This is a genomic window from Devosia sp., from assembly GCF_025809055.1.
In the GTDB taxonomy this organism is placed as follows: domain Bacteria; phylum Pseudomonadota; class Alphaproteobacteria; order Rhizobiales; family Devosiaceae; genus Devosia.
This window is the reverse complement of sequence record NZ_CP075529.1, coordinates 2,410,270-2,436,614: the sequence shown is the minus strand read 5'-3', so window position 1 is coordinate 2,436,614 and position 26,345 is coordinate 2,410,270. Positions and strand designations below refer to the sequence as shown.

The 26,345-nt window shown below is 64.3% G+C and carries 23 protein-coding genes; 13 read left to right on the top strand and 10 right to left on the bottom strand.

The features are described from left to right. Nucleotides 1–2: 2 nt before the first annotated feature. On the bottom strand, nucleotides 3–2,018 hold the full coding sequence (locus KIT02_RS11905; protein WP_297577964.1) for a methyl-accepting chemotaxis protein: 2,016 nt from the start codon (nucleotides 2,016–2,018) through the stop codon (nucleotides 3–5). Between the two features lie 330 nt (nucleotides 2,019–2,348). On the opposite strand from KIT02_RS11905, the gene sdhC reads away from it, so the two are divergent. The 5 genes from sdhC to KIT02_RS11880 all read left to right on the top strand — a co-directional run bounded on the left by sdhC (nucleotide 2,349) and on the right by KIT02_RS11880 (nucleotide 6,247). Then, nucleotides 2,349–2,735, top strand: coding sequence for a succinate dehydrogenase, cytochrome b556 subunit (sdhC, locus tag KIT02_RS11900; RefSeq protein ID WP_297577962.1), 387 nt, complete (start codon nucleotides 2,349–2,351; stop codon nucleotides 2,733–2,735). Between the two features lie 3 nt (nucleotides 2,736–2,738). Further along, entirely contained in the window at nucleotides 2,739–3,131 is a 393-nt protein-coding gene (gene sdhD / locus KIT02_RS11895; RefSeq protein WP_297577960.1) for a succinate dehydrogenase, hydrophobic membrane anchor protein, read from the top strand. A 4-nt stretch (nucleotides 3,132–3,135) separates the two neighbouring features. Next, complete coding sequence (sdhA, locus tag KIT02_RS11890) at nucleotides 3,136–4,947, top strand: succinate dehydrogenase flavoprotein subunit (protein ID WP_297577945.1); 1,812 nt, start codon at nucleotides 3,136–3,138, stop codon at nucleotides 4,945–4,947. Between the two features lie 113 nt (nucleotides 4,948–5,060). After that, nucleotides 5,061–5,357, top strand: a complete 297-nt coding sequence (locus KIT02_RS11885) for a hypothetical protein (RefSeq protein WP_297577943.1) — start codon at nucleotides 5,061–5,063, stop codon at nucleotides 5,355–5,357. A gap of 107 nt (nucleotides 5,358–5,464) precedes the next feature. Continuing rightward, complete coding sequence (locus tag KIT02_RS11880; RefSeq protein WP_297577941.1) at nucleotides 5,465–6,247, top strand: succinate dehydrogenase iron-sulfur subunit; 783 nt, start codon at nucleotides 5,465–5,467, stop codon at nucleotides 6,245–6,247. A gap of 385 nt (nucleotides 6,248–6,632) precedes the next feature. Here KIT02_RS11880 and KIT02_RS11875 read toward each other — a convergent pair whose 3' ends face one another. The 3 genes from KIT02_RS11875 to KIT02_RS11865 all read right to left on the bottom strand — a co-directional run bounded on the left by KIT02_RS11875 (nucleotide 6,633) and on the right by KIT02_RS11865 (nucleotide 10,382). After that, entirely contained in the window at nucleotides 6,633–8,360 is a 1,728-nt protein-coding gene (locus KIT02_RS11875; RefSeq protein WP_297577939.1) for a hypothetical protein, read from the bottom strand. A gap of 80 nt (nucleotides 8,361–8,440) precedes the next feature. Then, nucleotides 8,441–9,379 (bottom strand): DMT family transporter, encoded by a 939-nt coding sequence (locus KIT02_RS11870; RefSeq protein ID WP_297577938.1) that lies wholly within the window; start codon nucleotides 9,377–9,379, stop codon nucleotides 8,441–8,443. 73 nt (nucleotides 9,380–9,452) lie between these two features. Next, the gene (locus KIT02_RS11865) at nucleotides 9,453–10,382 is read right to left on the bottom strand and encodes a tyrosine recombinase XerC (protein WP_297577936.1); all 930 of its coding nucleotides are present in this window, start codon (nucleotides 10,380–10,382) and stop codon (nucleotides 9,453–9,455) included. A 101-nt stretch (nucleotides 10,383–10,483) separates the two neighbouring features. Here KIT02_RS11865 and KIT02_RS11860 point away from each other — a divergent pair, with 101 nt between their 5' ends. Continuing rightward, on the top strand, nucleotides 10,484–11,479 hold the full coding sequence (locus KIT02_RS11860; RefSeq protein WP_297577934.1) for an omptin family outer membrane protease: 996 nt from the start codon (nucleotides 10,484–10,486) through the stop codon (nucleotides 11,477–11,479). A gap of 317 nt (nucleotides 11,480–11,796) precedes the next feature. Continuing rightward, nucleotides 11,797–13,965, top strand: a complete 2,169-nt coding sequence (locus tag KIT02_RS11855; protein WP_297577932.1) for a primosomal protein N' — start codon at nucleotides 11,797–11,799, stop codon at nucleotides 13,963–13,965. Between the two features lies 1 nt (nucleotide 13,966). On the opposite strand, the gene KIT02_RS11850 is transcribed toward KIT02_RS11855, so the two are convergent. Both KIT02_RS11850 and KIT02_RS11845 read right to left on the bottom strand, forming a co-directional pair. Beyond that, complete coding sequence (locus KIT02_RS11850; protein WP_297577930.1) at nucleotides 13,967–14,260, bottom strand: type II toxin-antitoxin system RelE/ParE family toxin; 294 nt, start codon at nucleotides 14,258–14,260, stop codon at nucleotides 13,967–13,969. Next, nucleotides 14,241–14,495: a type II toxin-antitoxin system ParD family antitoxin gene (locus KIT02_RS11845; RefSeq protein WP_297577928.1), complete on the bottom strand. Its 255-nt coding sequence runs from the start codon at nucleotides 14,493–14,495 to the stop codon at nucleotides 14,241–14,243. Before KIT02_RS11845 ends, KIT02_RS11850 begins: the two co-directional genes overlap by 20 nt. Nucleotides 14,496–15,085: 590 nt before the next feature. Here KIT02_RS11845 and KIT02_RS11840 point away from each other — a divergent pair. From KIT02_RS11840 to KIT02_RS11815, 6 genes are all read left to right on the top strand, one after another. After that, nucleotides 15,086–15,646, top strand: a complete 561-nt coding sequence (locus KIT02_RS11840; protein WP_297577926.1) for a F0F1 ATP synthase subunit delta — start codon at nucleotides 15,086–15,088, stop codon at nucleotides 15,644–15,646. Next, entirely contained in the window at nucleotides 15,646–17,178 is a 1,533-nt protein-coding gene (gene atpA, locus KIT02_RS11835; RefSeq protein ID WP_297577924.1) for a F0F1 ATP synthase subunit alpha, read from the top strand. Before KIT02_RS11840 ends, atpA begins: the two co-directional genes overlap by 1 nt. 22 nt (nucleotides 17,179–17,200) lie before the next feature. Then, nucleotides 17,201–18,082: a F0F1 ATP synthase subunit gamma gene (locus KIT02_RS11830; RefSeq protein WP_297577921.1), complete on the top strand. Its 882-nt coding sequence runs from the start codon at nucleotides 17,201–17,203 to the stop codon at nucleotides 18,080–18,082. Nucleotides 18,083–18,103: 21 nt separating this feature from the next. Beyond that, nucleotides 18,104–19,543 (top strand): F0F1 ATP synthase subunit beta, encoded by a 1,440-nt coding sequence (gene atpD, locus KIT02_RS11825; RefSeq protein WP_297577919.1) that lies wholly within the window; start codon nucleotides 18,104–18,106, stop codon nucleotides 19,541–19,543. A gap of 154 nt (nucleotides 19,544–19,697) precedes the next feature. Continuing rightward, the gene (locus KIT02_RS11820) at nucleotides 19,698–20,123 is read left to right on the top strand and encodes a F0F1 ATP synthase subunit epsilon (RefSeq protein ID WP_297577917.1); all 426 of its coding nucleotides are present in this window, start codon (nucleotides 19,698–19,700) and stop codon (nucleotides 20,121–20,123) included. 208 nt (nucleotides 20,124–20,331) lie between these two features. Next, a complete protein-coding gene (locus tag KIT02_RS11815) occupies nucleotides 20,332–22,491 on the top strand; it encodes a methyl-accepting chemotaxis protein (protein WP_297577915.1) in 2,160 nt (719 codons plus the stop codon). A 2-nt stretch (nucleotides 22,492–22,493) separates the two neighbouring features. On the opposite strand, the gene KIT02_RS11810 is transcribed toward KIT02_RS11815, so the two are convergent. The 4 genes from KIT02_RS11810 to KIT02_RS11795 form a co-directional block, all read right to left on the bottom strand. Next, the gene (locus KIT02_RS11810; protein WP_297577913.1) at nucleotides 22,494–23,180 is read right to left on the bottom strand and encodes an aspartate/glutamate racemase family protein; all 687 of its coding nucleotides are present in this window, start codon (nucleotides 23,178–23,180) and stop codon (nucleotides 22,494–22,496) included. A 4-nt stretch (nucleotides 23,181–23,184) separates the two neighbouring features. Next, nucleotides 23,185–23,721, bottom strand: a complete 537-nt coding sequence (locus tag KIT02_RS11805; protein ID WP_297577911.1) for an RNA pyrophosphohydrolase — start codon at nucleotides 23,719–23,721, stop codon at nucleotides 23,185–23,187. A 7-nt stretch (nucleotides 23,722–23,728) separates the two neighbouring features. Next, complete coding sequence (locus KIT02_RS11800) at nucleotides 23,729–24,844, bottom strand: divergent polysaccharide deacetylase family protein (protein WP_297577909.1); 1,116 nt, start codon at nucleotides 24,842–24,844, stop codon at nucleotides 23,729–23,731. Between the two features lie 81 nt (nucleotides 24,845–24,925). Beyond that, on the bottom strand, nucleotides 24,926–26,344 hold the full coding sequence (locus KIT02_RS11795) for a S41 family peptidase (RefSeq protein WP_297577907.1): 1,419 nt from the start codon (nucleotides 26,342–26,344) through the stop codon (nucleotides 24,926–24,928). Nucleotide 26,345: the final 1 nt, after the last annotated feature.

Genomic DNA, 26,345 nt, shown 5'->3' with positions numbered 1-26,345 from the left:
CGTCAGAACTCGTTCCAGTCCTCTGCGGCGGCGCCGCCGAAATAGGTCTTGGCTGCGGATCGCACCTTGCCCAGCAGGCCGCGGGCGCCAGTCGGCTCTTCGGCGGTGCGGGCCGGCCTTGCGGGCGCGGTGGCCTTCGCCTGCTGGTCAAGGGTGAAGGTGGCCACAAGGCCATCGAGTTTTCCGGCCTGGCCCTCGGTCTGTTCGATCGAGGCATTCATTTCTTCCACCAGCGCCGCATTGTGCTGGGTCATCTCATCCATCTGCCGCACGGCGACATTAATTTCGGAAATGCCCGAGGCCTGTTCCTGGCTGTCGCGGGCAATGCTTTCCATGAGCGTTGCGGTGCCGCGCACGCCTTCGACGATCTCGGTCAGGCGGCCGGCGACATCGGCGACGAGGCGCGTGCCGTTCTTGACCTCGGCTGCCGACTGTTCGATCAGCACCTTGACCTCGGACGAGGCCTGAGCTGCCGACTGCGCCAGGCGCCGCACTTCCACGGCCACCACGGCAAAGCCCTTGCCGGCTTCACCGGCACGAGCCGCTTCGACCGAAGCGTTGAGGGCCAGAAGGTTGGTCTGGAAGGCAATGTCGTCGATCAGCCCGATGATGTTGGAAATTTTCGACGATGAGGTGGAGATGCGGTCCATGGCATTGGTCGCATCGTTCATCACGGTCGAGCTGGCTTCGACCACGCCAGACATCTTGACCACATTGGCACTGGCCTCGTGGGCGCGCTCGGCATTGTCGGTGACGGTCGAGGCCATGCGCTCCATGGTCGCCGAGGTCTCTTCGATGGTGGCGGCCTGGCGGGTGGTGCGCTCGGACAGGTCATTGGCGCCGGCCAGGATTTCCCCGGTAGCGAGCTTGAGCGCCTGGGAGGTGGTGCGCAGGTCAATTACCATTTCCGCGAGCTTGTCGGCAACCTGGTTGGTCGAGGTCTTGAGGCGCTCGAAGGCGCCGCTATAGCTGCCCACCATGCGTTCGCGCAGATCGGCGCGGGAGAGCGATTCGAGAACCGTATCGGCTTCCGACAGGGCGGCCTCGACCGAGCCCATCATGCCGTTGAGATTGTCCGAAATCCGGTCGATCTCGGGATCGCCATAGCGGTCCGTGATGCGGCCGGAGAAATCGCCGGCAATGGCCTGTTCGATGACGCCATCGAAGGCGGCCTGGAAACGGGCCATGGTTTCGGCGCGTTCCGCCGTCTCGCGGGCGCGCTGCTCGCGCTCCTGCTCCGAGAGCGCGACCTGCTGGCCATTGATGCGGAAGGTTTCGAGGGCCCTGGCCATGTCGCCCAGTTCATTTCTGGCTTCGGTGCCGGCAATGGTCATGTCGTAATCGCCGCCAGCGAGGCCGTTCATGGTGCCGGTAAGGCGCGCAAAAGTGCCGGTCAGCCAGCGGGATGTCACCACGGCCAGCACGATGCCGGCGATGAGGCCGAGCAGGCTGACGGCGGCGGTGATCACCACCTGCAGGCGCTGCTGGCCGGCAATCTGGGGTCCGAGCTGGTTCTGGAAGTCCCTTGTGCGCTGATACATGCCGTCATAGATGGCGGCGATCTGCAGCCCCAGGCCGGTCGCCGTGGCGGTGGCCGGAATATTGTCGGCCAGCTTGCCATCGCCAATGCCGGTGGTGACCTCGTTGAAGGCGGTTTCGTACTCCCCGGCCAGGCGGGTGACTTCGGCGATCTCGGCCAGGGCCGTATCATCACCGGCAAAGAAGGCCAGGCCATCGGCGTCGGTGGTGGCGACGTCGAGGATCATCTCGCGGGTGAAATCCTCGGCGGCCCTTGTGGGGGTGCGAATATAGTCGACGAAGGAAATGCGCATCGTGTTGACGTCGCGGACATAGTCGATGATTTCCAGCGTCTGCTGGGCCTGCGAGCGATAGGCCGAGAACATCTGCTCGGCGCTCATCATCAGGGTAATGGCCGAACCACCCACGAGCAGCACGATCAGGGCCATGGCGCTGAAGGCTGCAAGGATACGGGCTTTGACGCTGTGGAGGAGACGCATGAATTCTTTCCTTCTGGAGACCGGCCGGCGGCCCGTGAGGGTTCTGGCGGCCGATCCGATTTGGGGTCGATCATGACCCGCTCGTGGTTAATTTTCGGCTCACGCGCCGAACCTGAACGGACAATGGAGGGGGCAATGGGCCTTCGAGGGCGCCGGGCCGTCCGCAACCCGAACAGTTTGTGCGTAAAGCGAACAAAGTGCGGTTTGCGCCGAAAGTAGCAGGCTGGGGCCAGATTGGGGCTTTGATTTCGTAACCATTGGTGGGTAGAAACCTCGAACAATTCCAAACTGGACACCGCCTGCCGGCGTCCACAGGCCCCCGGAATGAACATGTCTGTCAGAGCCCGACCCACCTCCCCGCATTTGCAGATCTACCGCTGGACCATCACCATGGCCATGTCGATCATCCATCGCGCCACCGGTATTGCCAATTATGCCGGCATGGCGCTGTTCGTGATCTGGCTGGTCGCGGCGGCGCTGGGCCAGGACGCGCTGATGGCGGTCAATGTCCTTTACGGCAGCTGGTTCGGCCAATTGGTGCTGTTCGGCTTCACCTGGAGCCTGGTGCATCACATGCTGGGCGGCATCCGCCACTTCATCTGGGACTTTGCTGTCCTGATGGAACCGGGCCAGCGCGAGGCCATCGCCTGGGCGACGATCATCGCCTCGGTGGTGATCACCCTCCTGATCTGGACAATCTTTGTGTGGGTGGGCTGAACCATGCGCGAACACATGACCACGCTTGAAACCATCGCCGATCCCAAGAGCCATTATGGCAATGCGCCGGCCTCGACGCGCCACTTCATCACCCAGCGCCTGACCGGGGCGATCAATATCGCCTTTCTCGGCCTCTTGCTGTTCCTGGTGGTCAAGCTGGGCGGGCAGGATCGGGCCGACCTTGTTGGCACCATCGGCAATGGCTGGATCGGGCTGCCGCTGGCGGTGCTGATCGGCATCGTCGCCGTGCATATGCGCAATGGCATGCGCGACACGCTCGAGGATTATGTCCACGGCCGCATGTATCGCCTGGCCATGCTGCTCAACACTTTGTTCTGTCTCACCGTGGCGCTGGCCGGCATCGGCGCGGTGCTCAAGATTGTCTTCTGGGGTTAGTCGCATGGCCGCTTATGAACTGATCGACCACGAATTCGACGTGGTGGTGGTTGGCGCCGGCGGCGCAGGCCTGCGCGCCACGCTCGGCATGGCCGAGCAGGGTTTCAATACCGCCTGCATCACCAAGGTGTTTCCGACCCGATCGCACACCGTGGCGGCGCAGGGCGGCATTGCCGCTTCGCTGCAGAACATGGGTCCCGACAGCTGGCAGTGGCACATGTACGACACCGTCAAGGGGTCGGACTGGCTGGGCGACAACGACGCCATGGAATATCTGGCGCGCGAGGCCCCGGCGGCGATCTATGAGCTCGAGCATTATGGCGTGCCCTTCAGCCGCACGCAGGAAGGCAAGATCTACCAGCGCCCGTTCGGCGGCCACATGACCGAGTTCGGCGATGGCCCGCCGGTGCAGCGCACCTGTGCCGCCGCCGACCGCACCGGCCACGCGATCCTGCACACGCTCTACGGCCAGTCGGTGCGCAATGATGCGCAGTTCTATATCGAATATTTCGCCCTCGACCTGATCATGGGCGATGACGGCTCCTGCCAGGGTGTGATCGCCTGGAAGCTCGATGACGGCACCCTGCATCGCTTCCGCGCCAAGCTCGTCGTGCTGGCAACCGGCGGCTATGGCCGCTCCTACTTCTCGGCGACCTCGGCCCATACCTGCACCGGCGACGGCAATGGCATGGTGGCCCGCGCCGGCCTGCCGCTGCAGGACATGGAATTCGTGCAGTTCCATCCGACCGGCATCTATGGTGCCGGCGTGCTGATCACCGAAGGCGCGCGCGGCGAGGGCGGGTATCTGACCAATTCGGAAGGCGAGCGCTTCATGGAGCGCTATGCCCCCAATGCCAAGGACCTGGCCAGCCGCGACGTGGTCAGCCGCTGCATGACGCTGGAAATCCGCGAGGGCCGGGGCGTGGGTCCCAACAAGGACCACATCTTCCTCCACCTCGATCATCTCGACCCCAAGGTGCTGCATGAGCGCCTGCCGGGTATTACCGAGAGTGCCAAGATATTTGCCGGGGTCGATCTCACCCGCGAGCCGATCCCGGTGCTGCCGACCGTGCACTACAACATGGGCGGCATTCCCGCGAACTATCATGGCGAAGTGCTCAACCCGACGCCGGCCGATCCGAACCGGGTGGTGCCCGGCCTGATGGCGGTGGGTGAAGCGGCCTGCGCCTCGGTGCACGGCGCCAACCGGCTGGGCTCGAATTCGCTGACCGACCTCGTGGTCTTCGGCCGTGCCGCCGCCATCCGGGCCGGGCAGGTGATCGACAAGGCGGCGCCGATCCCGGGCATCAATGCGGCACAGGACGAAAAAATCCTCGCCCGCTTCGACCGGCTGCGCAACGCCAATGGCAGCCAGCCGACGGCCAAGCTGCGCGACGAGATGCAGCGCACCATGCAGGCCGACGCTGCCGTGTTCCGCACTTCCGAATCGCTCAAGCAGGGCGTGGCGCGCATGACCGAGATCTATGGCCGGCTGGGCGATGTGAAGGTCAGCGACCGTTCGCTGGTGTGGAATTCGGACCTGGTGGAAACCCTGGAGCTCGAAAACCTGATGAGCTGCGCCATCGCCACGGTGGTATCGGCCGAGGCCCGCCACGAAAGCCGTGGCGCCCATGCGCATGAGGATTTCCCCAATCGCGACGACGAAAACTGGCGCAAGCACACCCTTGCCCATGTCGATGTCAGCAGTGGCGCGGTCAAGCTCGACTACCGCCCGGTGATCACCGAGCCGCTGACACCGCAGGACCAGGGCGGCATCGACCTCAAGAAGATCGCCCCCAAGGCGCGCGTCTATTAAGGAGCCGGACATGTGCCATCTCTGTGAAGAGCGCAGCTATGACGGCAAGCCAGCAGCCCCCGCTCCGGATCGTCGTGGCAAGCCCAGTGAACGCAAGCCCGCGGATGGTGCCGATGAAAAACGCCCGTAGCCTGGCGGCTGCCCTGACAGCCATGGTGCTGCTGGCCGGTCCGGCCCTGGCAGCGCCCAGCGCGGCACAAAAGCAGGAATTCTACGATGTCTGCATGGGCATTTCGCAGAATGCCGAATTGTGCGGCTGCAAGGCCGATGCGGCCATGACCCTGATCGACGAGCGCTTCATGGGCGTGGTGATCGCCTCGATGAAGGGCGGCGCGCCCGCCGCCGCCGATTTTCAGGCCTATAACAGCTATGTGGCGCGGTCGAACCAGATTTGTAAGCCGAACTACTAGGCGGCGTGATGACAATCGGAGCCAATTCCGCGCAGGCGGGAATGACCCTGAGACAAGACGAAATTCCTGAGCCGGCCCCGGCTTGTTGAGAAGGAAAGAGCGAGAAAATGGCCGAACTGACGCTTCGCAAGGCCGATCAGCCGCAAAAGGGCAAGACCTGGCCAAAGCCGGAGGGTGCGACGCGCCTGCGCGAGTTCCACATTTACCGCTATGACCCAGACAAGACCGACAATCCGCGGATCGACGTCTATTTCGTCGACCTGGACGACTGCGGCCCGATGGTGCTGGACGCGCTGCTCTATATCAAGAACAAGACCGATCCGACCCTGACGCTGCGCCGGTCCTGCCGCGAGGGTATTTGCGGGTCGTGCTCGATGAACATCAATGGGCTCAACACCCTGGCCTGTACCAAGGGGATGGATGACAGCACCGGACCGGTGAAAATCTACCCCCTGCCGCATATGCCGGTGGTCAAGGATCTGGTTCCGGATCTGTCCAATTTCTATGCGCAGCATCGCGCCATTGAGCCCTGGCTCAAGACCACCTCGCCCACGCCCGAAAAGGAATGGACGCAGTCGGTCGAAAACCGCGCCAAGCTCGACGGGCTCTACGAATGTATCTTGTGCGCCTGTTGCTCGACGTCCTGCCCGTCCTATTGGTGGAATGGCGAAAAGTATCTGGGCCCGGCGGCGCTGCTGCAGGCCTATCGCTGGCTGATCGACAGCCGCGACCAGACCACCAATGAGCGCCTGGATAATCTGCAGGACCCCTTCAAGCTCTACCGCTGCCACACGATCATGAACTGCGCCCAGGTCTGCCCCAAGGGCCTCAACCCGGCCAAGGCCATTGCCCAGATCAAGAAGATGATGGTCGAGCGCAAGGTTGCTTAGGCGCAGACCGGCAGGGTGAAAGAAAAGCGGCGGGCCTTGGCCCGCCGCTTTCGTTTTGGTCAACCGTTGTGCAGAGGGCCGATAGACGGTCAGACTCGCGCTTTAGAGCGTTTCACTCGCGAGCTGAACTATCGTCTTCATCGCCCCCTCTCCCCTCAGGGGAGAGGGATGGGGTGAGGGGTGAAAGCCTCTCGGCAAGAACGCAAATGTGAACCCCTCATCCGGCGCTTCGCGCCACCTTCTCCCCTCAGGGGAGAAGGGAAAGGCTCCGTCGTTTCAGTCCTATCGTGAAGTGAGCTAGCCGGAGGCCTTCACCCCTCTCCCCCTCTGCCCTAAGGGGCGAGGGGGCGATGGAGCGGTTGGATCCGTCCAGCCGGGGTGCGCCTTAGATCAGCGTTGCCGTGCCCGCTTCGAAGGCGGCCCGGCAGTCGGTGGCATCGGCCTCGATGTCGCTGTCGAACACGGTGCTGGCGACGCCCGGACCTTCGAAGCGCGGATCGTCGCACTGGCCGTCATTGGCATAGCTGGAGCTGTCGTCGCCAAACTCGACATCAGAACTGTCATAGGGGCCGTTGGCAGCGTATTCGGGCGTATAGACCGGCTTGATGGAGACGCTGCCCTGCTCTTCGAGGCTGCGGCAATCGCTGGCGTCGCGCGCGATATCGTCGGTGCCCAGCTTCTTGGCCATGCCGTCGCCGGTAAAGCGCAGATCGTCGCACTGGCCGTCATTGGACCATTGCGAGCTGTCATCGCCATAGTCGAAACCGGCCGGAGCCGCGGCATTGGCGCTGCCCAGCGAGGCGGTGCCGGCCAGGAAGGCGGCGCGGCAGTCGGTGGCATCGGCCAGCCGGTTGTCCGCGGTTGTCCACTCGGCCACGCCCGGGCCGAAGAAATCCGGATCGTCGCATTCCCCGTCATTGGGCCAGCTGCCCGAATCATCGCCGAAGTCGATGCGCGCCGCCATGTCGGCTGTTGGCCGGGGCGCCGGATCGCTGTCGCCATCGGCCAGGGTGATGGAGCCGTCTTCATAGGCATTGCGGCAATCGGTGGCGTCGCGGCCGATATTGTCGTCCGTCAACTCGCTCGCCATGCCGGAACCTGCAAAACGCGGATCATCGCATTCCTGGTCATTGGCCCATTCGGAGGTGTCATCGCCAAAGTCGATCGCGGCATCGCCGCCGTCGCCGGCAAGGCTAATGTCCCCGGCCTCAAACAGGGTGCGGCAATCGGTGGCGTCGCGCCGGATATCCTCATCCACGGTTTCTTCGGCCATGCCGGTGCCGGCAAAGCGCGGGTCGTCGCATTCGCCGTCATTTGCCCATTCGGAACTATCGTCGCCAAAATCCACATCGGTCGCGGCAGCGGGGGGCGCTTCGGTGGCGTCTCCGGCGTCGCCAGCAAGGGTGATGTCGCCGGCTTCGAACAGGGTGCGGCAATCGGTGGCGTCGTGGCCGACATCCTCGTCCACCAGTTCCTCGGCCATGCCGGTGCCGGTAAAGCGCATGTCATCGCATTCGCCATCCCTGGCCCATTCGGAACTGTCGTCGCCGAAATCCACGTCGCCGGTGGCCGGTGCTTCGGTGGCGGTTTCAGCAGCGGCGCCCTCAACCAGGGTGATCTCGCCTGCGGTATAGGCAGAGCGGCAGTCGGTGGCATCCTTGCCGATATCGGCATCTTCGAGTTCGGCGGCCATGGCTGCGCCGGTAAAGCGGGGGTCATCGCATTCGCCATCATTGGCCCATGCGGAGCTGTCATCGCCAAAGTCGATCCAGGGTGCGGCCTCGCCAGCTGCATCTGCTGCTGCGTCGGCGGCGGCATCGGCCGCTTCGCCAGCCTCTGCAGCAGAATCGGAGACCGCGTCCTCGAGCAGGCTGATCGAGCCCCCGTCGAACAGGGCCTTACAGTCCGTCGCGTCCTTGCGGATGTCGGCATCTTCGAGTTCGCTGGCCATGCCGGTGCCGGTAAAGCGCGGATCGTCGCATTCGCCGTCATTGGCCCATTCGGAGCTATCGTCTCCGAAGTCGATGTCCTGAGCCATGGCCGGCGCGACCAGGCTGGTGCCCAGGGCCAGCGCGAAGAGCATGGCTCCAAGGCCCGATTTGACTGTGCGCATGACTGTCCTCCCTCAAATGCCCGATCCCATATGCGGGAACATTATCGCGTGAATGCGGCGGCCAGAAGCCCCCGTGAAAATTATGTCGAAGGGCCGCGGGCCCGCCGGTCATTGCGGGCAAACAGGGCCGAACCGAGCAGCACCAGGGCGGTGCCGATGGCGTGGAACAGCGTGAATTCCTCGCCCAGGATGAGCACGGCCAGGACGATGGTCATGATCGGACCGAGCGATGCGGTCGAGGCCGTGGCGCGGGCGCCGATGCGGGCAATGCCGGAATTGAGCAGGAATGAGGGCAGGACGGTGCCGAAGACACCCAGCATCAGTCCCAGCATCCAGACATAGGGACTGAAGGCGAAATAGGTTGCCGGCCCATCGACGACCAGGCTCTGGCCAATGGCCAGCACCGCGGCCGTCGACATGCCGATGCAGGTGAACAGGGCCGTGCCCACCACCACCATCTGCCGCCGGGCCAGGTGTTGGTAGAAGGCAAAGGTCAGTGCCGAGCCCAGGACGAGTGCGGTGCCGAGCAGGAGCCCATCGGGCCGCACGGTGAGGTTCCAGGTGAAGATCACCATGAGCCCGGCATAGGTGATGAGCATGGCCGGCACCAGCGCCCAGTTCATGCGGTCGCCGAAGAACCAGACCCCGAACAGGAGGACGAAGAAGGGATAGGTGAAGAGCACGAGGCGCTCGTACTGGGCCGAGACGAAGGCCAGCCCGGCAAAGTCGAGATAGCTCGAGACATAATAGCCCAGAATGCCCACTGCCATGCAGGCGATGAGGCGGGATGGGGTGAGCAGGGCGCGCGACTGCGGCTGGCGCCGCAGCAGGGTGAGGAGGATGACGAGATAGACCGGCAGCGCCACCAGCATGCGCAAAGCCAGGGTCGCCTCGGTCGAAACGCCCTCGGCAAAGGCCAGCTTGATGAAGATGCCCTTGGTGGAGAACAGCACGGCGCCGGCTATGGCGAGGCCATAGCCCAGGGCATCGCTGCGCATCGGATCCGGTTGGGCGGTCATGGGCTTCTGGTTATGCCGGGAAGGGGGCAACTGCCAAGGCCAATGCGTGCCGAAGCGTCCACACCCCTTTCAATCAGCCGCGTGGATGGGCCTTGGCATAGCTTTCCAGCAGCCGCTCGGTATCGACGGCGGTATAGATCTGCGTCGAGGACAGGCTGGCATGGCCCAGCAATTCCTGGATGGCGCGCAGGTCTCCGCCCTTGCCCAGAAGGTGCGTGGCAAAGGAATGGCGCAGGGCGTGCGGCGTTGCCGAAGGCGGCAGGCCCAGCGCCCCGCGCAATTGCTCGAGGCGCAACTGGATGAGACGCGGCGACAGCACCCCGCCGCGCACCCCGCGAAACAACCCATCTTCAGGCCAGAGCTTATAGGGAACCAGACCAAGATAGGTCTCGATCGCCTGCCGCACCGGCGCGATCAGGGGCACCATGCGCACCTTGCCGCCCTTGCCGGTGACCCGGAGCGTATCGGTGTCGAGATCAGCCCGGGTCAGCGACAACGCCTCGGATATGCGCAGGCCGGCGCCATAGCACAGGGAGATCACCGCCATGTCGCGGGCCGCAATCCAGGGCCGGTCTTCCAGCTCGTTGGTGGTCTCGATGGTGCGCTTGGCTTCAACCACGGTCAGCGCCTTGGGCAGCGACCGCGGAATCTTGGGCGTGCGCACCACATTGAGGGCCTCGGTGGTGAGGGTGCCCTGCCGTTCGAGAAAGCCGAAAAAACTCTTGAGCGCCGAGAGGACCCGCGCCAGCGAGCGCGAGCCGAGGCTTTCATTGCGGCGCTGGGCCATGAAGGCGCGGATATCGGCGCCGCGCAATTGCTGCAGCGACGACAGGGTCACCGGCCCGCCCATGTGACCGGCGAGGAAAGCCATGAACTGGCCGAGGTCCCGGTCATAGGCCTCGAGCGTCTTGGGGGCCAGGCGGCGTACCGAACCCAGCTCGCGCTGCCAGGCGGCGAGCCGCTCGCGGATGAATTCATCGGTGGCAAAGGCGCTGTCGGTCATGGTCGTCATCCTGCTCGATCATGGTAAACGGCCGATCAACGGACAGGGTAAACCCCGTATTAACCCGTAGTGCCGATTGTGGCCGAAACGGGGGCGGCGCGATGGCAATCAAATCTCTGGGGACGATGGTTTTTCTGGCGGTCGCCGTCACGCCGGCAATTGCCGCCGACTGGGGCCCATCGCCGTTCCTGCCGCCCAGCCCGTACCAGCCCGGCCTGTCTGACCCGGATAGTGTCAGCATCGCCAACGAAACCGTGCGCTTGCGGGCCAGCATCGGGGCGCTCTTCATCGAGGGCGACGAATATGTGTTCAACGGCGATCGCACGCTCAGCCATCTCATCTGGCAGAGCAAGGCGCCGGTCCTGCGGGCCGGGATCGACCTCAATGTCGGCAATGGCTTCAGCGTCAGCGCCGAATCGAGCGTTGCCGGCTATGGCACCAGCTATATGGAAGACTATGACTGGTTTCTGCCGACCGACGATTTCGACAACTGGACGCACCGGTCCCAGCACCCCGACACCGACCTCAATCACTATTTCAGCGGCGAAATCGCCCTGGGCTATGACCTGTCGCGGACCGAGAATGCCAATGTGCGCATGCATGGCGGCTTCAGCTATACCGACGTGCACTGGGCGGCCTATGGCGGGCGCTATGTCTATAGCGTCAACGGCTTTCGCGACGAGACCGGCAGTTTCCCCGATGGCGAACCCGCCATCGACTATCGCCAGCGCCTGCCCGAGGTGTTCATCGGCGTGGATGGCGAGGAAACTTATGGCTCGTTCCGGCTGGCCGGATTGTTGCGCGGCGGCGTGACGGTGCTCGGCAATTCGACCGACAATCACTGGATGCGCGACCTCAGGGTCGAGGACAGCTTTGGCGTGGCGCCGACCCTGACGGCGGGGCTGGATGCCGGCTTCGCGCTGGGGCCGATGGCCGAACTCTTCATCGGCGCCCGCTACGACCACAAGTTCATGATGCGCGGCCGGGCCGAATATATCGACACCAATACCGAGACCATCACCATTGCCGAGGACGACATCGCCGGGGCGGCGCTCAGGACATTGAGCCTCAATGTCGGGCTCAAGGCACGATTTTAATAGAGGTCAAAGCGGTGCCCGGGCGGGTCACTGTCCCGGACCGAGGCGGGCGACAGGCCAAGATCGGCATAGAGGCGGGGTGGCACCGGGCGGGGCCGCGAGCGGATGGGGCTGATCCGCTGCGCCCCCTGTCCGGCCTGGGCTGCGCCTCCAGGCGCCGCGCGCCGACGAAACCGTGAAAACAAACTGCGCATCTGGCCCTTCCCTTCCCAAGTGGTGTAGAGAACATTAGATGAACAGACTGACAGTGTGTGTCAGCAGTGCCATTTGGGAATCGCTTGCACTGGCCGGTGATGGATGCGAGCAGAACGGGGACAATGCAGGATCGTCCAGACATCGTTGCAGTGATGGTCGGGGTCGCCGTCGAGGGGCCCTATAGCTATCGCGTGCCCCCGGGCATGGTGGTCGAGCGCGGTTCGATCGTTGCCGTGCCGCTGGGGCCGCGGCTGATTCTGGGTGTCGTCTGGGGGGCGCCCAAGGATATGATTGCCCATAACCGGCTGCGCGATATCGCCCAGGCCTATGACGTGCCGCCGCTCTCTGAGGAATTGCTGTCGCTGGTGGATTGGGTCGCCCGCTACACGCTGGCCGCGCCGGGACAGGTGCTGCGCGGTGTCCTGCGGTCGCCCGAGGCGCTGGACGCGCCCAAGCCCGTCATTGCCTTCCGACGCACCGGACACGAGCCGGAAAAGCTGACGCCGGCCCGGTTGCGGGTCCTCGATGTGTTGATGGACGACATGGCCTGGACCAAGCCGGCCCTGATCGGCGCCAGCGGCGTTTCCACCTCGGTGATCGAGGGGCTGGAGCGGGCCGGGGCGGTCGAGCGGCTGGAGATGCCGGCGCCTCCAGTAGTGATGCCGCCCGATCCTGATGACAGTCCGGCCCGGCTCAACCCCGAGCAGCAGGCGGCGCTGGATCAGATCCTGGCCCTCGATGCCCGGGCCTTCGGGGTCGCCCTGCTCGACGGGGTCACCGGCGGCGGCAAGACGGAAGTGTTCTTCGAGGCAGTGGCCGACACCTTGCGGGCCGGCCGGCAGGCCCTGATCCTGCTCCCCGAGATCGCCCTCACCAATACCTTCATCGACCGCTTTACCAAGCGGTTCGGGGCGAGGCCCGCCGAATGGCATTCCGACATGACGCCGGTGCAACGGGCAAAGGTCTGGCGCGGCGTGCTGGATGGCACGGTGCGGGCCGTGGTCGGCGCGCGCTCGGCGCTGTTCCTGCCGTTCCGCGAACTGGGCCTGCTGGTGCTCGATGAGGAGCATGATGGCGCCTACAAGCAATCGGACGGGTTCACCTATCATGCCCGCGACATGGCCATTGTCCGGGCCAATCTGTCCCAGGCGCGGGTCGTGCTGTCCTCGGCCACCCCCTCGGTGGAATCGCGCAACAATGCCAATGTCGGCCGCTACAGCCATGTGCGGCTCGAGAGCCGCTTTGCGGAAGCCGCCATGCCGGATGTCACCGCCATCGACATGCGGGTGGACGGACCGGAAAAGGGCGCCTGGATCGCCCCCGGCCTAGCGCGGGAAGTGTTTGCGGCGCTCGACCGGGGCGAGCAGGCGCTGCTGTTTCTCAACCGGCGCGGCTATGCGCCGCTGACCCTGTGCCGCTCCTGCGGGCATCAGTATCAATGCCCGGATTGTTCGGCCTGGATGGTCGAGCACCGGTTTCGTGGCGTGCTCATGTGTCACCATTGCGGACACGAGATGCGCACACCAAAAGTGTGCGGCGAATGCGGCGAGCCCGAAAGCCTGGTCGCGGTCGGGCCAGGCGTGGAGCGGGTGGCCGAGGAAGCGGCGGCCCGGTTCCCCGATGCCCGGCGGGTGCTGCTCTCCACCGATATGGGCAGCCACGCCCAGTTGCGCGAGCGTTTCGCGGAGATCGAGCGGGGCGAATACGATCTCATCATCGGCACACAGCTGGTGTCCAAGGGGCACCACTTCGAAAAGCTCTCGGTGGTCGGGGTGCTCGATGCCGATCTGGGCCTGGCGCATGGCGATCCGCGCGCCGCCGAAAAGACCTTCCAGATCCTCACTCAGGTGGCTGGCCGGGCCGGCCGCGCCTCCCGGCACGGCAAGGCGTTTCTGCAGACCTACCATCCCGATCACCCGGTGATGAAGGCCATGGTCAGCGGCGACCGCGAAGCCTTCTACGCCCAGGAACTGCTGGCGCGCGAGGCCGGGGGCATGCCGCCCTTCGGCCGTCTGGCGGCGCTCATCATCTCGGCCAATGAACAGCAGACCGCCATGGTCTATGCGCGTCATCTGTTGTCGGTCGCGCCCATGGCCGAGGGCGTGCGGCTCTTCGGCCCGGCCGATGCCCCCATTGCCATGATCCGCGGCCGCCACAGGGTGCGGCTATTGGCCCAATCCGGCAAGGATTTCGATCTGTCCGGCTATATGCGGTTCTGGCTGGGTACGGCCGAAAAGGCCAAGGGTGATCTCAAGGTGCAGATCGACATCGATCCGATGAGTTTCATGTGAGCTAGAGGTTCTTACCCACGTCCATCGCCTGATGCAGGATACGCAGCACGATCAATGCATTTGTATTTAGTCGGAAGTAGATGACGTGGGAGCCGATCAGGCTCTTGTATGTGCGGGGACGGCCATAGACCGGCAGGCCGGTCAACTGGTCTGCGGCCAAGGCCTCCATGCGATCGGCAATCTGGTTGTAATAGTCCGCGGCGGTATCAGCGGACCAGTTTTCAACGCTGTAGTCCCAAATGCCGCGCCAATCCTCGCGCGCCAGGGGCGCAATCTCAATTGTCCTGTTGGCCATGGCGCGCGTGCAGTTCGGCGAGGAATGCGTCCCTGTCGAACGGCGTTGGCGGCCCCGACTCCTCTCCTGCGCGCAGGGCGTCGTGCAGCGCCTTGACCTTGGCTTCGTGCTCTTCCAGCAACCGCAATCCCGCGCGTACGACATCGCTGGCCGAGCCATAGCGTCCCGTTTCGACCTGCTGGTCAATGAAATGAGCGAAATGATCGCTGAGAGAAACGGATGTATTGCGTGCCATGTCGGACCTCCAGACGAGATTGTACCAAGAATTGGTAGCGGGCGAAAGGGCGTGGCGTGACCATCAGAGTAGGCCTTCGAGCCGCCACTTGAGCTTGGCTCTCGCGGCCACCCCACCACAGATCGCTGCCCCGGAGCGACCTCCCCTTTGGGGCGCATCCTGCCATTCGAGCTGCCACTCGAGCATAGCTCTCGCGGCCTTCTCACCTAAAATCGTCCCACCGGGACGATTTTGCCTTCGGCACGGATCGAAGTCTCATGGCCTCCTCCCTTCAAATCGCTCCACTGGAGCGATTTGGCCTTTGGCACAGGTCCCCGCCACGCAGCCATAGGCTTTGTGGCCTTCTCGGCTTGAAAGGCTCCACCGGAGCCTTTCATCCTCCGGACCGCCTTCGAAGTGCGACATTTTCGACATGTCTGAATCACGTCCCCATGCCTTGCAAGGCCGGCTTTGCCTGTGTTAGAGCGGGCGCGAATTTCAGGGGTCCGGCTCGCGGCCCGTTTCCGAGCACGTCCAAGCGTTCATAAGCCACCCGGGTTCCGGTCAACGGAACCGGCAAGAGGGTTGGCCAGAAAGAGGGTGAAGCGGCATTGGCAGCGCAGAATTCGGTGCTTACCCAGATCGCACGGCCATATGCGTCGGCGCTTTTTGATCTCGCCAAGGGCGAGAACCAGTTGGCCCAGGTGGAAACCGGGCTCTCCGACATTTCCCGCCTGATCGGCGAAAGCGAAGAGTTTTCGCGCTATCTGCGCTCGCCGGTCATTCCCGGCGATGTCAAGGCATCGGCGCTGGACGCGATCCTGGCCAAGGCCAAGGTTAATCCGCTGGTCGGCAATTTCCTGCGCCTGGTGGCCCGCAATGGCCGCCTGTTCGCGCTGGACCAGATCATCGTGGGCTTCCGCGAGCTGGCCGCTGCCGATCGCGGCGAAGCGACTGCCGACGTCACCTCGGCGGCGCCGCTGACCGACGCGCAGGTCAAGGCCCTGGCTGAAACGCTCAAGACCAAGCTGGGCAAGACCGTCACGCTCAATCAATTTGTCGATCCCTCGCTGATCGGCGGCCTTCAGGTGAAGGTCGGCAGCCAGATGATCGATAGCTCACTCAAGACAAAACTCGCTGCGATGAAGATCGCCATGAAAGAGGTCGGATAATGGACATCAAAGCCGCGGAAATTTCTGCGATCCTCAAGGACCAGATCAAGAATTTCGGCCAGGAAGCCCAGGTTTCCGAAGTCGGCCAGGTGCTCTCCGTCGGTGACGGTATCGCCCGCGTCTATGGCCTGGACAATGTGCAGGCCGGTGAGCTCGTCGAGTTCCCGGGCGGCGTGATGGGCATGGCCCTCAACCTCGAAGCCGACAATGTCGGCGTCGTGATCTTCGGCAATGACCGTTCGATCAAGGAAGGCGACGTCGTCAAGCGGACCGGCGCCATCGTGGACACCCCTGTTGGTCCGGGCCTGCTTGGTCGCGTGGTCGACGGCCTCGGCAACCCGATCGACGGCAAGGGCCCGATCGATCACACCGAACGCCGCCGCGTCGACGTCAAGGCGCCGGGCATCCTGCCGCGCAAGTCCGTGCACGAGCCCATGTCCACCGGCCTCAAGGCCATCGATGCGCTGATCCCCATCGGCCGCGGCCAGCGCGAGCTGGTGATCGGTGACCGCCAGACCGGCAAGACCGCCATCATTCTGGACACCTTCCTCAACCAGAAGCCTGCGCATGACGCTGGCAACGAAACCGACAAGCTCTACTGCATCTACGTCGCCGTGGGTCAGAAGCGCTCGACCGTTGCCCAGTTCGTCAAGCAGCTCGAAGAATCGGGCGCGCTGCCCTACTCCATCGTCATTGCCGCCACCGCCTCCGATCCGGCGCCGCTGCAGTACATCGCGCCGTTCACCGGCTGTGCCATCGGCGAATGGTTCCGCGACAATTCCAAGCATGCCGTGATCGCCTATGACGATCTGACCAAGCAGGCCGTCGCCTATCGCCAGATGTCGCTGCTGCTGCGCCGTCCGCCGGGCCGCGAAGCCTATCCGGGCGACGTGTTCTACCTGCACTCCCGCCTGCTCGAGCGCGCCGCCAAGATGAACGAAGACCACGGTCTTGGTTCGCTGACCGCGCTGCCGGTTATCGAAACCCAGGCCAACGACGTGTCGGCCTATATTCCGACCAACGTGATCTCGATCACCGACGGCCAGATCTTCCTTGAAACCAACCTGTTCTTCCAGGGCATCCGCCCGGCCGTGAACGTTGGTCTGTCGGTGTCCCGCGTGGGTGGCTCGGCCCAGATCAAGGCGATGAAGCAGGTTGCCGGCTCGCTCAAGGGTGAGCTGTCGCAGTACCGCGAAATGGCCGCCTTCGCTCAGTTCGGTTCGGACCTCGACGCTGCTACCCAGCGTCTGCTCAACCGTGGCGCGCGTCTCACCGAACTCCTCAAGCAGCCGCAGTTCTCCCCGCTCAAGACCGAAGAACAGGTCGCGGTGATCTTTGCCGGTGGCCAGGGCTATCTGGACGCCATTCCGGTGACCAAGGTCCAGGACTTCGAGAAGCACATTCTGAGCAATATGCGCTCCAAGTATGCCGATATTCTCAACACCATTGCCTCTGAAAAGGCTCTGAGCGACGACACCCGTGCCAAGCTCAAGTCGGCTCTGGACGAGATCAAGAAGACCTACGCGGCTTAAGCCCTGAAGGAGACGACAGGCAATGCCGTCGCTAAAGGACCTCAAGAACCGGATCGACTCGGTCAAATCGACCCAGAAGATCACCAAGGCCATGCAGATGGTGGCGGCGGCCAAGCTCCGCCGCGCCCAGGAAGCTGCCGTGGCGGCCCGCCCCTATGCCGAGCGCATGGGCAAGGTTCTGGCCGCTCTCGGTGCCGTCTATGATGGCCAGGAAAATGCGCCGGCGCTGCTGGCCGGCAATGGCAAGGACCAGGTTCACCTGCTGGTCGTGGCGACCGGCGAACGCGGTCTGGCCGGCGGCTTCAACTCCTCGATTGCGCGCCTGGCGCGCGATCATGCCGCCAAGCTCCTGAGCCAGGGCAAGACCGTCAAGATCCTGACCGTGGGCCGCAAGGGCCACGATATCCTGCGCCGGCAATATCCGGAGCTGATCGTGGACACCTACAGCTTCCGCGAGATCAAGCAGGTCGGCTTCACCCAGGCCCAGCTTGTGGCCGAGAAGGTGCTGGCCATGTTTGCGGCCGGCGAATTCGACGTGGCAACGCTCTACTTCGCCAAGTTCGGCTCGGTGATCAGCCAGGTGCCGACGGCCCAGCAGCTGATTCCGGCCAAGCTGGAAAAGGTCGAAGGCGATGCCAGCGCCCCGGCCGTGCCCTACGAATACGAGCCGAGCGAAGAGGCCATCGTCGAGGACCTGTTGCCGCGCAATATTGCGGTGCAGGTGCTGCGGGCTCTGTTCGAGAACAATGCCTCGTTCTACGGAGCGCAGATGTCCGCCATGGACAATGCGACCCGTAATGCCGGCGAAATGATCAACAAGCTGCAGCTGAGCTACAACCGCCAGCGGCAGGCCCAGATCACCAAAGAACTCATCGAAATCATCTCGGGCGCCGAAGCGCTCTAACCCATCAGCGAGGACGAACAAATGGCAGAAAAGAAGGCCGGTCGCGTTTCGCAGGTCATTGGCGCCGTCGTTGACGTGGTGTTCGACGATCACCTGCCCGCCATCCTGAACGCGCTTGAAACCACCAATAATGGTCAGCGCCTGGTGCTGGAAGTTGCCCAGCATCTCGGCGAAAACGCCGTGCGCACCATCGCCATGGACACGACCGAAGGTCTGGTCCGCGGCACCGAAGTGACCGATACCGGCGCTTCGATCTCGGTGCCGGTCGGCGACGAGACCCTGGGCCGCATCATGAACGTCATCGGCGAGCCGATCGACGAAGCCGGCCCGGTGACCACTGCCGCCAAGCGCGAAATTCACCAGGAAGCTCCGGCTTTCGTGGAACAGTCCCCTGAGGCAGAAGTGCTGGTGACCGGCATCAAGGTCGTGGACCTGATCGCTCCCTATGCACGCGGCGGCAAGATCGGCCTGTTCGGCGGCGCCGGCGTGGGCAAGACGGTGCTGATCCAGGAACTGATCAACAACGTCGCCAAGGCTCACGGCGGCTATTCGGTGTTCGCCGGCGTCGGCGAGCGCACCCGCGAGGGCAACGACCTCTACCACGAAATGATCGAATCGGGCGTGAACAAGGACCCGGCCGAGCATGGTGGTTCGGCTGCCGGCTCCAAGTGCGCGCTGGTCTTCGGCCAGATGAACGAGCCCCCCGGTGCCCGTGCCCGCGTCGCCCTGACCGGCCTCACCGTCGCCGAGCATTTCCGCGACCAGGGCCAGGACGTGCTGTTCTTCGTGGACAACATCTTCCGCTTCACCCAGGCCGGTGCCGAAATGTCGGCACTTCTGGGTCGTATCCCGTCCGCGGTGGGCTACCAGCCGACGCTGTCGACCGACATGGGCGCGATGCAGGAACGCATCACCACCACCACCAAGGGCTCGATCACCTCGGTGCAGGCCGTGTACGTGCCCGCCGACGACCTGACCGACCCGGCGCCGGCAACGACCTTCGCGCACCTTGACGCGACGACCGTGCTCAACCGCGCCATTTCGGAAAAGGGCATCTATCCGGCCGTGGATCCGCTGGCATCGAACTCGCGTATTCTCGACGCGAACGTCGTTGGTCAGGAGCACTACGACACCGCCCGCCAGGTGCAGTCGATCCTGCAGAAGTACAAGGCCCTGCAGGACATCATCGCCATCCTGGGCATGGACGAGCTTTCCGAAGAAGATAAGCTGACCGTGGCCCGCGCCCGCAAGATCGAGCGCTTCATGAGCCAGCCCTTCGACGTGGCCGAAGTGTTCACCGGTTCGCCCGGCGTCTTCGTCAAGCTCGAAGACACCATCAAGGGCTTTGCCGGTCTGGTTAAGGGTGACTACGACCACCTGCCGGAAGCCGCCTTCTACATGGTCGGCACCATCGAGGACGCCGTCGCCAAGGCACAGAAGCTGGCCGCACAGGCCGCCTAAGGCGCAGTTGAACCGGATCGGGCCGCCCCTGGTGGCCCGTCCTCTCGACACGGGGCCCGAATGCGCGTTCGGGCCTTCTTGGAATACAAAGGCCGCGTGGCCGAAAAGCGAAGTGCATTCACTTCGGCCGGCCGCGCTGTAGAGGACCAATAGAATGGCTGAAGGCCTCAAGATCGAGATCGTGTCGCCCGAGCGGCTGGTGCTGTCGGAAGTGGTGCATTCGGTGACCGTTCCGGGCACCGAGGGCTATTTCACCGTGATGAACGACCATGCGCCGTTCATGACGACGCTGCGCCCCGGCTTCATCACCGTCACCAAGGATGGTGGGGCTGCCGATGTCTATTTCGTCAAGGGCGGCTTTGCGGACGTGTCCCCCGCGGGCCTGACCATTCTGGCCGAACAGTCGGTGCCTTTCGCCGATTTCGACCACGACGATCTGCAGACCCAGATCAAGGCGGCCGAGGAAGAACTCGCCCGCGCCGAATCGCCGGAAGACAAGTCCTATGCCCAGGAAGTGGTTTCTGGCCTGCTCAACCTCACCATCGAGGCCCAGCAGATCAACGGTGCCCATATCCACTAGGCTTGATCGCAGCTGATTGCTTGAGGCCGTCTCCTTCAGGAGGCGGCCTTTTTGCATGTCTGGTGGGCAGGCTGGTCAGATATTGTGCAAGTAGCTGATTTCACGAAGAAAAATCCAATTTCAACCTCGAATTAACCCCTGTGGCACAGTCTGCTGGCGGGGAGAGTTGGGGTGACCGGCCAGGAGGCCGGAGATTGGGGACGCAATCATGACCGCCATTCTGGGCAATCTCAGACTGACATTCGCCATTTCCGCCATGACGCTGACCAGTATCGGTCTGGTGGTCGCGGCAGTTCTCGCCGGGCTCTTCGTCAGCCTGTCCGGCTCGGTCGAGCGCGACGTGGACGCGGCGGTGGTGGACACGACCCGCATCGCGGCGCAGATCCTGCAGGTCAACCTGCCCAGCCTTGAGGTCGGGCTGGATGAGGCCGGCAATGTCGCGACGCTGACGGCGCGCAGCATGCCGCGGTTCCGCAGTCACGATGTTATCGACGCCGTTGCCCGCGTCGCCGGCCAGGACGTATCGGTGCTGGTCTACGACCCGGAGACGGGCCCGGATTTCGTGGTCGGCAGCACCAGCCTGCTCGATCCGGCCGGTGAGCGCCGCATGGCAGACGCGATTGTCGCCGACAGCGCCATTCATCAGGCGCTGATGGCCAATCAGATGGTCGACGCCGATGCGGTTCAGGATGGGGTGCATCGGGTTCTGCGCTACCTGCCCATTGCCACCGCTGAGGGCACCGTCATCGGCGCGCTCGTGGTCGGGGTTGATCGCGGACCGATCGAAGCCGTGCTGAGCCAATCCATGCTGGTGCTCTCGGCCGTGGGACTTGTCACCACGCTGCTGGTGGCCCTGGGCGCCCTGGTGGTGGCACGTAAGCTCATGCGTCCCATACCGCGTCTGTCGCAGGTGATGAGCGCAGTTGCCGATGGCGCACTCGATACCGACGTGCCCTTTACTGCCCGCCGCAACGAGATCGGCGCCATGGCCCGGGCCGTCGAAGTGTTTCGCGCCAATGCCGCCGAAAAAGCCGCACTGGACCAGCAGGCCCGCCAGCACCTGGCCGAGGCGGCCGATCACACCGGGCAACTGGAGGCGATTTCGCGCAGCCAGATCGTCGTTGAGTTCGATCTCAGCGGCCGGGTCATCAATGCCAATGACAATTTCCTGGCCCTGCTCGGCTATGGGTGCGCCGATATCGTCGGCCAGCCCAATGCGCTCTTTCTGTTTGACGCCGATCCGAGCGGCCCGACCTATCGCCAGTTCTGGGATGAACTGGCGGCCGGTGAGTTCAAGAGCGGCGAATATCGCCGCCGGACGCAGGCGGGCGGGGAAGTTTGGATCCAGAGCACCTTCACGCCCATTTCCGATGCCGAGGGCAGGCCCTACAAGGTTGTGCAGTTTGCCACCGACGTGACCGCGCGCCGCCAATCGGTGGCGGCCATTGGCGCCGGTCTCAAGCGCCTTGCCGATGGCGACCTGACGAGCCGGATCGAGCAGCGCTTCCCGCCCGAATTCGAAGATCTGCGGACGGCGCTCAATGGTACCGTCGATCAGTTTGCCGAGGTCATCGGGCAGTTGCGCGACACCACGCGCTCGCTGCGTACGGCCTCTGGCGAATTGCTGTCGGGGGCCAATGACCTCTCCGAGCGTACCACGCGGCAGGCGGCGACGATCGAGGAAACCTCGGCTGCAATGGAGGCCCTGGCCGGTACCGTCGCCGGCAATGCCGGCATGGCAGAGGAAGCGGCGCACAAGGCCGAGACCGTGTCGCAGGCGGCGCAGGATAGCGGCCAGGTCATGGTGGACGCCACCGGCGCCATGGAGCGCATCACCCAGTCCTCGGCCAAGATTTCCAACATTATCGGGCTGATCGACGACATCGCCTTCCAGACGAACCTCCTGGCCCTCAATGCTTCGGTGGAAGCGGCCCGCGCCGGGGAGGCCGGCAAGGGCTTTGCGGTGGTGGCCGTGGAAGTGCGCCGCCTGGCCCAATCGGCGGCCCAGGCCTCGGCAGACGTCAAGGCGCTGGTGGAGCAGAGCGGCAACGAGGTGCGCAATGGCGCCAACCTCGTCGAGGCAGCCGGCAGGAAACTCCGCGCCATGCTGGAAGCGGCGCAGGAAAACAGCGCCCTGGTGCGCGCCATTGCCGGTGCCAGCCGGGAACAGTCCTCCTCGATCGAAGAGGTGAACATGGCTGTGCGCACGCTCGACCAGATGACCCAGCACAATGCCTCCCTGGTGGAACAGACCAATGCGGTGATCGAGCAGACCGAGGGCCAGACCCACACGCTCGACCGCATCGTCGATGTGTTCAGGATCACCAGCGAGACCGCAGGGACCGAGCGGACGCGCCGGGCGGCCTGAGATCAGCCCAGGGCTGCCGCAACCAGCGCCCTGGCGTGCAGGTCGGTGGTGTCATAGGTGGGAAGCGGCGAGCTGGCGTCGTCGATCAGCATGCCAATTTCGGTGCAGCCCAGGATTACCGCCTGGGCGCCGCGCGCCGCCAACTGGGTGATGGCATCGACATAGATGGTGCGCGACGGCTCGCGCACCACGCCGCGGCACAGTTCTTCATAGATGATGCCATTGAGATTGGTGCGGCCGACTTCGGGAATGAGCGGGTTGAGGCCCCTGGCGCGAAGCCGGTCCTTGTAAAAGTCCATCTCCATGGTGAAGCGGGTGCCCAGAAGGCCAACCGTGTCATAGCCGTCGGCCAGAAGGGCCTCGGCGGTCGGGTCGGCGATATGCACGAAGGGGATGCTGACCCCGGCCAATAGCGTGTCGGCAACGACATGCATGGTATTGGTGGCAAGGCCCAGGACTTCGGCGCCGGCGGCCTCAAGGGCCAGCGCCACCGCGTTGAGCTGGCGGCCGGCCTCGTCCCATTGGCCGGCCGACTGCAATTCGGCGATGGGCGCGAAATCGACGGAATGCATGATCAGGGGGGCCGAGTGCAGCCCGCCCAGTCGCCTGGCGGTTTCCCGGTTGATCGCCGCATAGTAGTGGGCGCTCGATTCCCAGCTCATGCCGCCGATAAGGCCAATGGTCTTCATGCGTCTAGGTCTTTGTGAACCGCTGGGGAATGTCGCTGAAGGCGGCGACGACCGCCTCATAGGCCGGGCGCTTGAACGGCACGATCAGCGCCGGCGCCTGATGCAATCGCTCCCAGCGCCAGGCATCGAATTCGGGCTTGAACTTGCCGCCGCCGGGCGTTTCGACATTGATCTCGCTTTCGGGGCCGGTAAAGGCAAAGGCAAACCAGCGCTGGCGCTGGCCGCGATATTTGCCCTTGAAGGCGGTGCCGATGAGTTCATCGGGCAGATCGTAATAGATCCATTCCGGCGCTTCGGCGAGCAGGCTTACCGAGGTGACGCTGGTTTCCTCGTGCAGTTCGCGCATGGCGGCACGCAGGGGGTCTTCGTTCTCGTCGATGCCGCCCTGCGGCAATTGCCAGGCGTGACCGAGGGCGGCGGACTTGTCCGGATCGCCTTCCGATCTGCGGCGGCCCATCAGCACATTGCCGCTCGCGTTGAACAGCACGATGCCCACGCAGTCACGATAGGGCAGGGAGTCTCGGTCGGGGCGGGCTGGCATGGCGTCTCTACTTCATCAGCGCGCTGGCCGGAACCAGCACGATACCCTTGGCGGCGAGTTCCCGCGACCATTCGGCCACGGTGGCCACCGAAATGGGCAGCGCGCTGATGATACCCACGGCGCTGCCGGTTTCCAGGGCCTGGTTTTCAAGGCTGGCCAGCGCTGAGAGGATGGATGCGCGGGCCGGATTGGCGTCAATCACCTGGGTTGCCCGGCCATAGGGCACCTTGTTGGCGCCCGAGAGTTGCGCAGTCAGCGACCGGTTGGATGACCCGTCGTCGAGATAGCCGATGCCGCGCGTGCCCAGCTCTTCCATGACCGGCGCAAGGTCCGCGGCCGAGGCGGTGAAGCGGGCGCCCATATTGTTGATGACGCCGAAATAGCCGCCGAAGCGGGCCATCAGCCAGAACAGCTTGTCGAGATTGGCGCGCGGCGCCTCGCCGGTCAGCAGCGTATGAGGGCCGGGGTCGTTCTGCGGATAGTCGAAGGGTTCGAGCGGCAGCTCGAGCATGACCTCGTGGCCGGCGGTGCGGGCGGCAGCCACGGTGGTTTCGAGCGAGCGGCCATAGGGCGCAAAGGCGAGGGTCACCTCGGCCGGCAATTGGTCAACCGCCTCGAGGGATCCCTGCTCGTTGATGCCAAGGCCAGTGACGACAATGGCCACCATGGGCGTCGAAGCGATGGCCGTGGTGTCGAACGGGTAGCGATAGGCCGCAAAGGGCGAGAGCCCGGTCCCCGAAATGCGCGGGATGGCACCGACGGCGGTTTCCTCGACGAGGTCGGGCAGGGCGCCGAACCGGTCCGGGATCTGGCCGCTCGGCGGAGCCGGGGTGGCCGCAGGCGTATTGCCCGCCGGATATTGCGCCGGATCGGCGGTGATGGTTGCCGGCCCGCTGGAAACGGAATTGGCCACGGCATTGCCGTCGCGGGTCGAGGTGATGGCCACCTCGCTGGTGGGGCGGCCGCCATCGGGATCATCCACCATGATCATTCGCACCACCACGCCGCCGATGATGAGGCCGATCAGAAGGAACAGGAGCCGCGCCAGCGGGAAATGAAAGCGCCGGCCGGCGCGCCTGCGGGCGCGGCGTCCGGTCAGCGGCGTGCTGAGGTCATTGGCCATGGGCGGCACCTGTCACGGCGGGGTCGGGCGGAAACCGGCGCGAATCAGCCGGTTATCCGCCCAGTTTAGCATGGCGGTGCCTCAGTCGCCCGTGGGCGGGAAGGCCGGATCGGTCTCCTCGCCATTGATCAGGCGGATGGCATATTGGAGCTGGGTATCCTCTGCCTTGTCGACCGGGACATAGACCGACGAGCCCACCGAGGATTCTTCCTGGCCCTCAATGGTGATGTGGCCCTCGAGCCCGGCCTCGCCGATGATCTCGTCGCGCCCCTGGAATTCCTCTGGAACCACCTGGCGGACCTCGATGTCGGGGGTGATGCCCAGGGCCTGGATGGAGCGGTTGTTCGGCGTGTAGTAGCGCGCCGTGGTGATGCGCATAGCCCCATCCGGACCCAGCGAGATGATCGACTGCACCGATCCCTTGCCGAAGGAGCGCGTGCCCACCAGGGTGGCGCGCTTGTGATCCTGCAGGGCCCCGGCAACGATCTCGGAGGCGGAAGCAGAGCCGCCATTGATCAGCACGACCATGGGAATATCGGCCAGCTTGGCATCCAGATCGTCCGCCTGGGCGTCATAGCGGGCGCTTTCGCGATCGCTACGGCCCCGGGTCAGCACCACGGCACCGCGATTGAGGAAGGCATCGGCGACATAGACCGACTGGTCGACCAGGCCGCCCGGATTGTTGCGCAGATCGAGGATGATGCCCTTGGGCGGCGTATCGGCGCGTTCCTCGTAAATGTCGGCAATGGCGCGCTCGATGCCGATATAGGCCTGCTCGGAGAAGCGGGCGAGACGCAAGACGGCAACATCGCCTTCCATGCTCCAGCGCACGGCGCGCATGGAAATGGTGTCGCGAGTCAATTCGAATTCGAGGGGTTCGTTGACGCCCTCGCGGATGACGGTGATGGTCACATTGGTGCCCACCGGGCCGCGCATGCGGTCGACCGCCTCGTCCTGGGTCATGCCATCGACCTGGGCGCCGTCGATCTCGACGATCAGGTCATTGGCCAGGATGCCGGCCTTGGCGGCGGGGGTCTCGTCAATGGGCGAAACCACCCGGATGATCCCGTCTTCCATGATGATCTCGACGCCCAGGCCGCCGAACTGGCCGGACGTATCCTGGCGCATCTCGTCATAATCGGCCGGTGGCAGGTAGCCCGAATGCGGATCGAGCGAGCTCAGCATGCCCTGGATGGCGGCGCGGATCAGTTCCTGCTCGTCGGGCGGATCGACATATTCGGCGCGGATGCGGTCGAAGATTTCGCCGAAAAGGTTGAGGTCCGAATAGATTTCCTCGGGCGTACGAGAGGCCGCGGCCTTTTCGGCCTCGGTTGGCTCGGGCGCCTCACCGCTCGGATTGGGATCCTCGATGGGGGATTCGTCAGCGGGGGCTTCTTCTGCGGGCGCGGGCGGCGGCGCCTGGTCCTGGGCGATGAGCACCGTGACTGGCACCAGCAGCGCCGCGCAAAGGGCGGCGACGCGAAGGGTCGGCAAACGCATG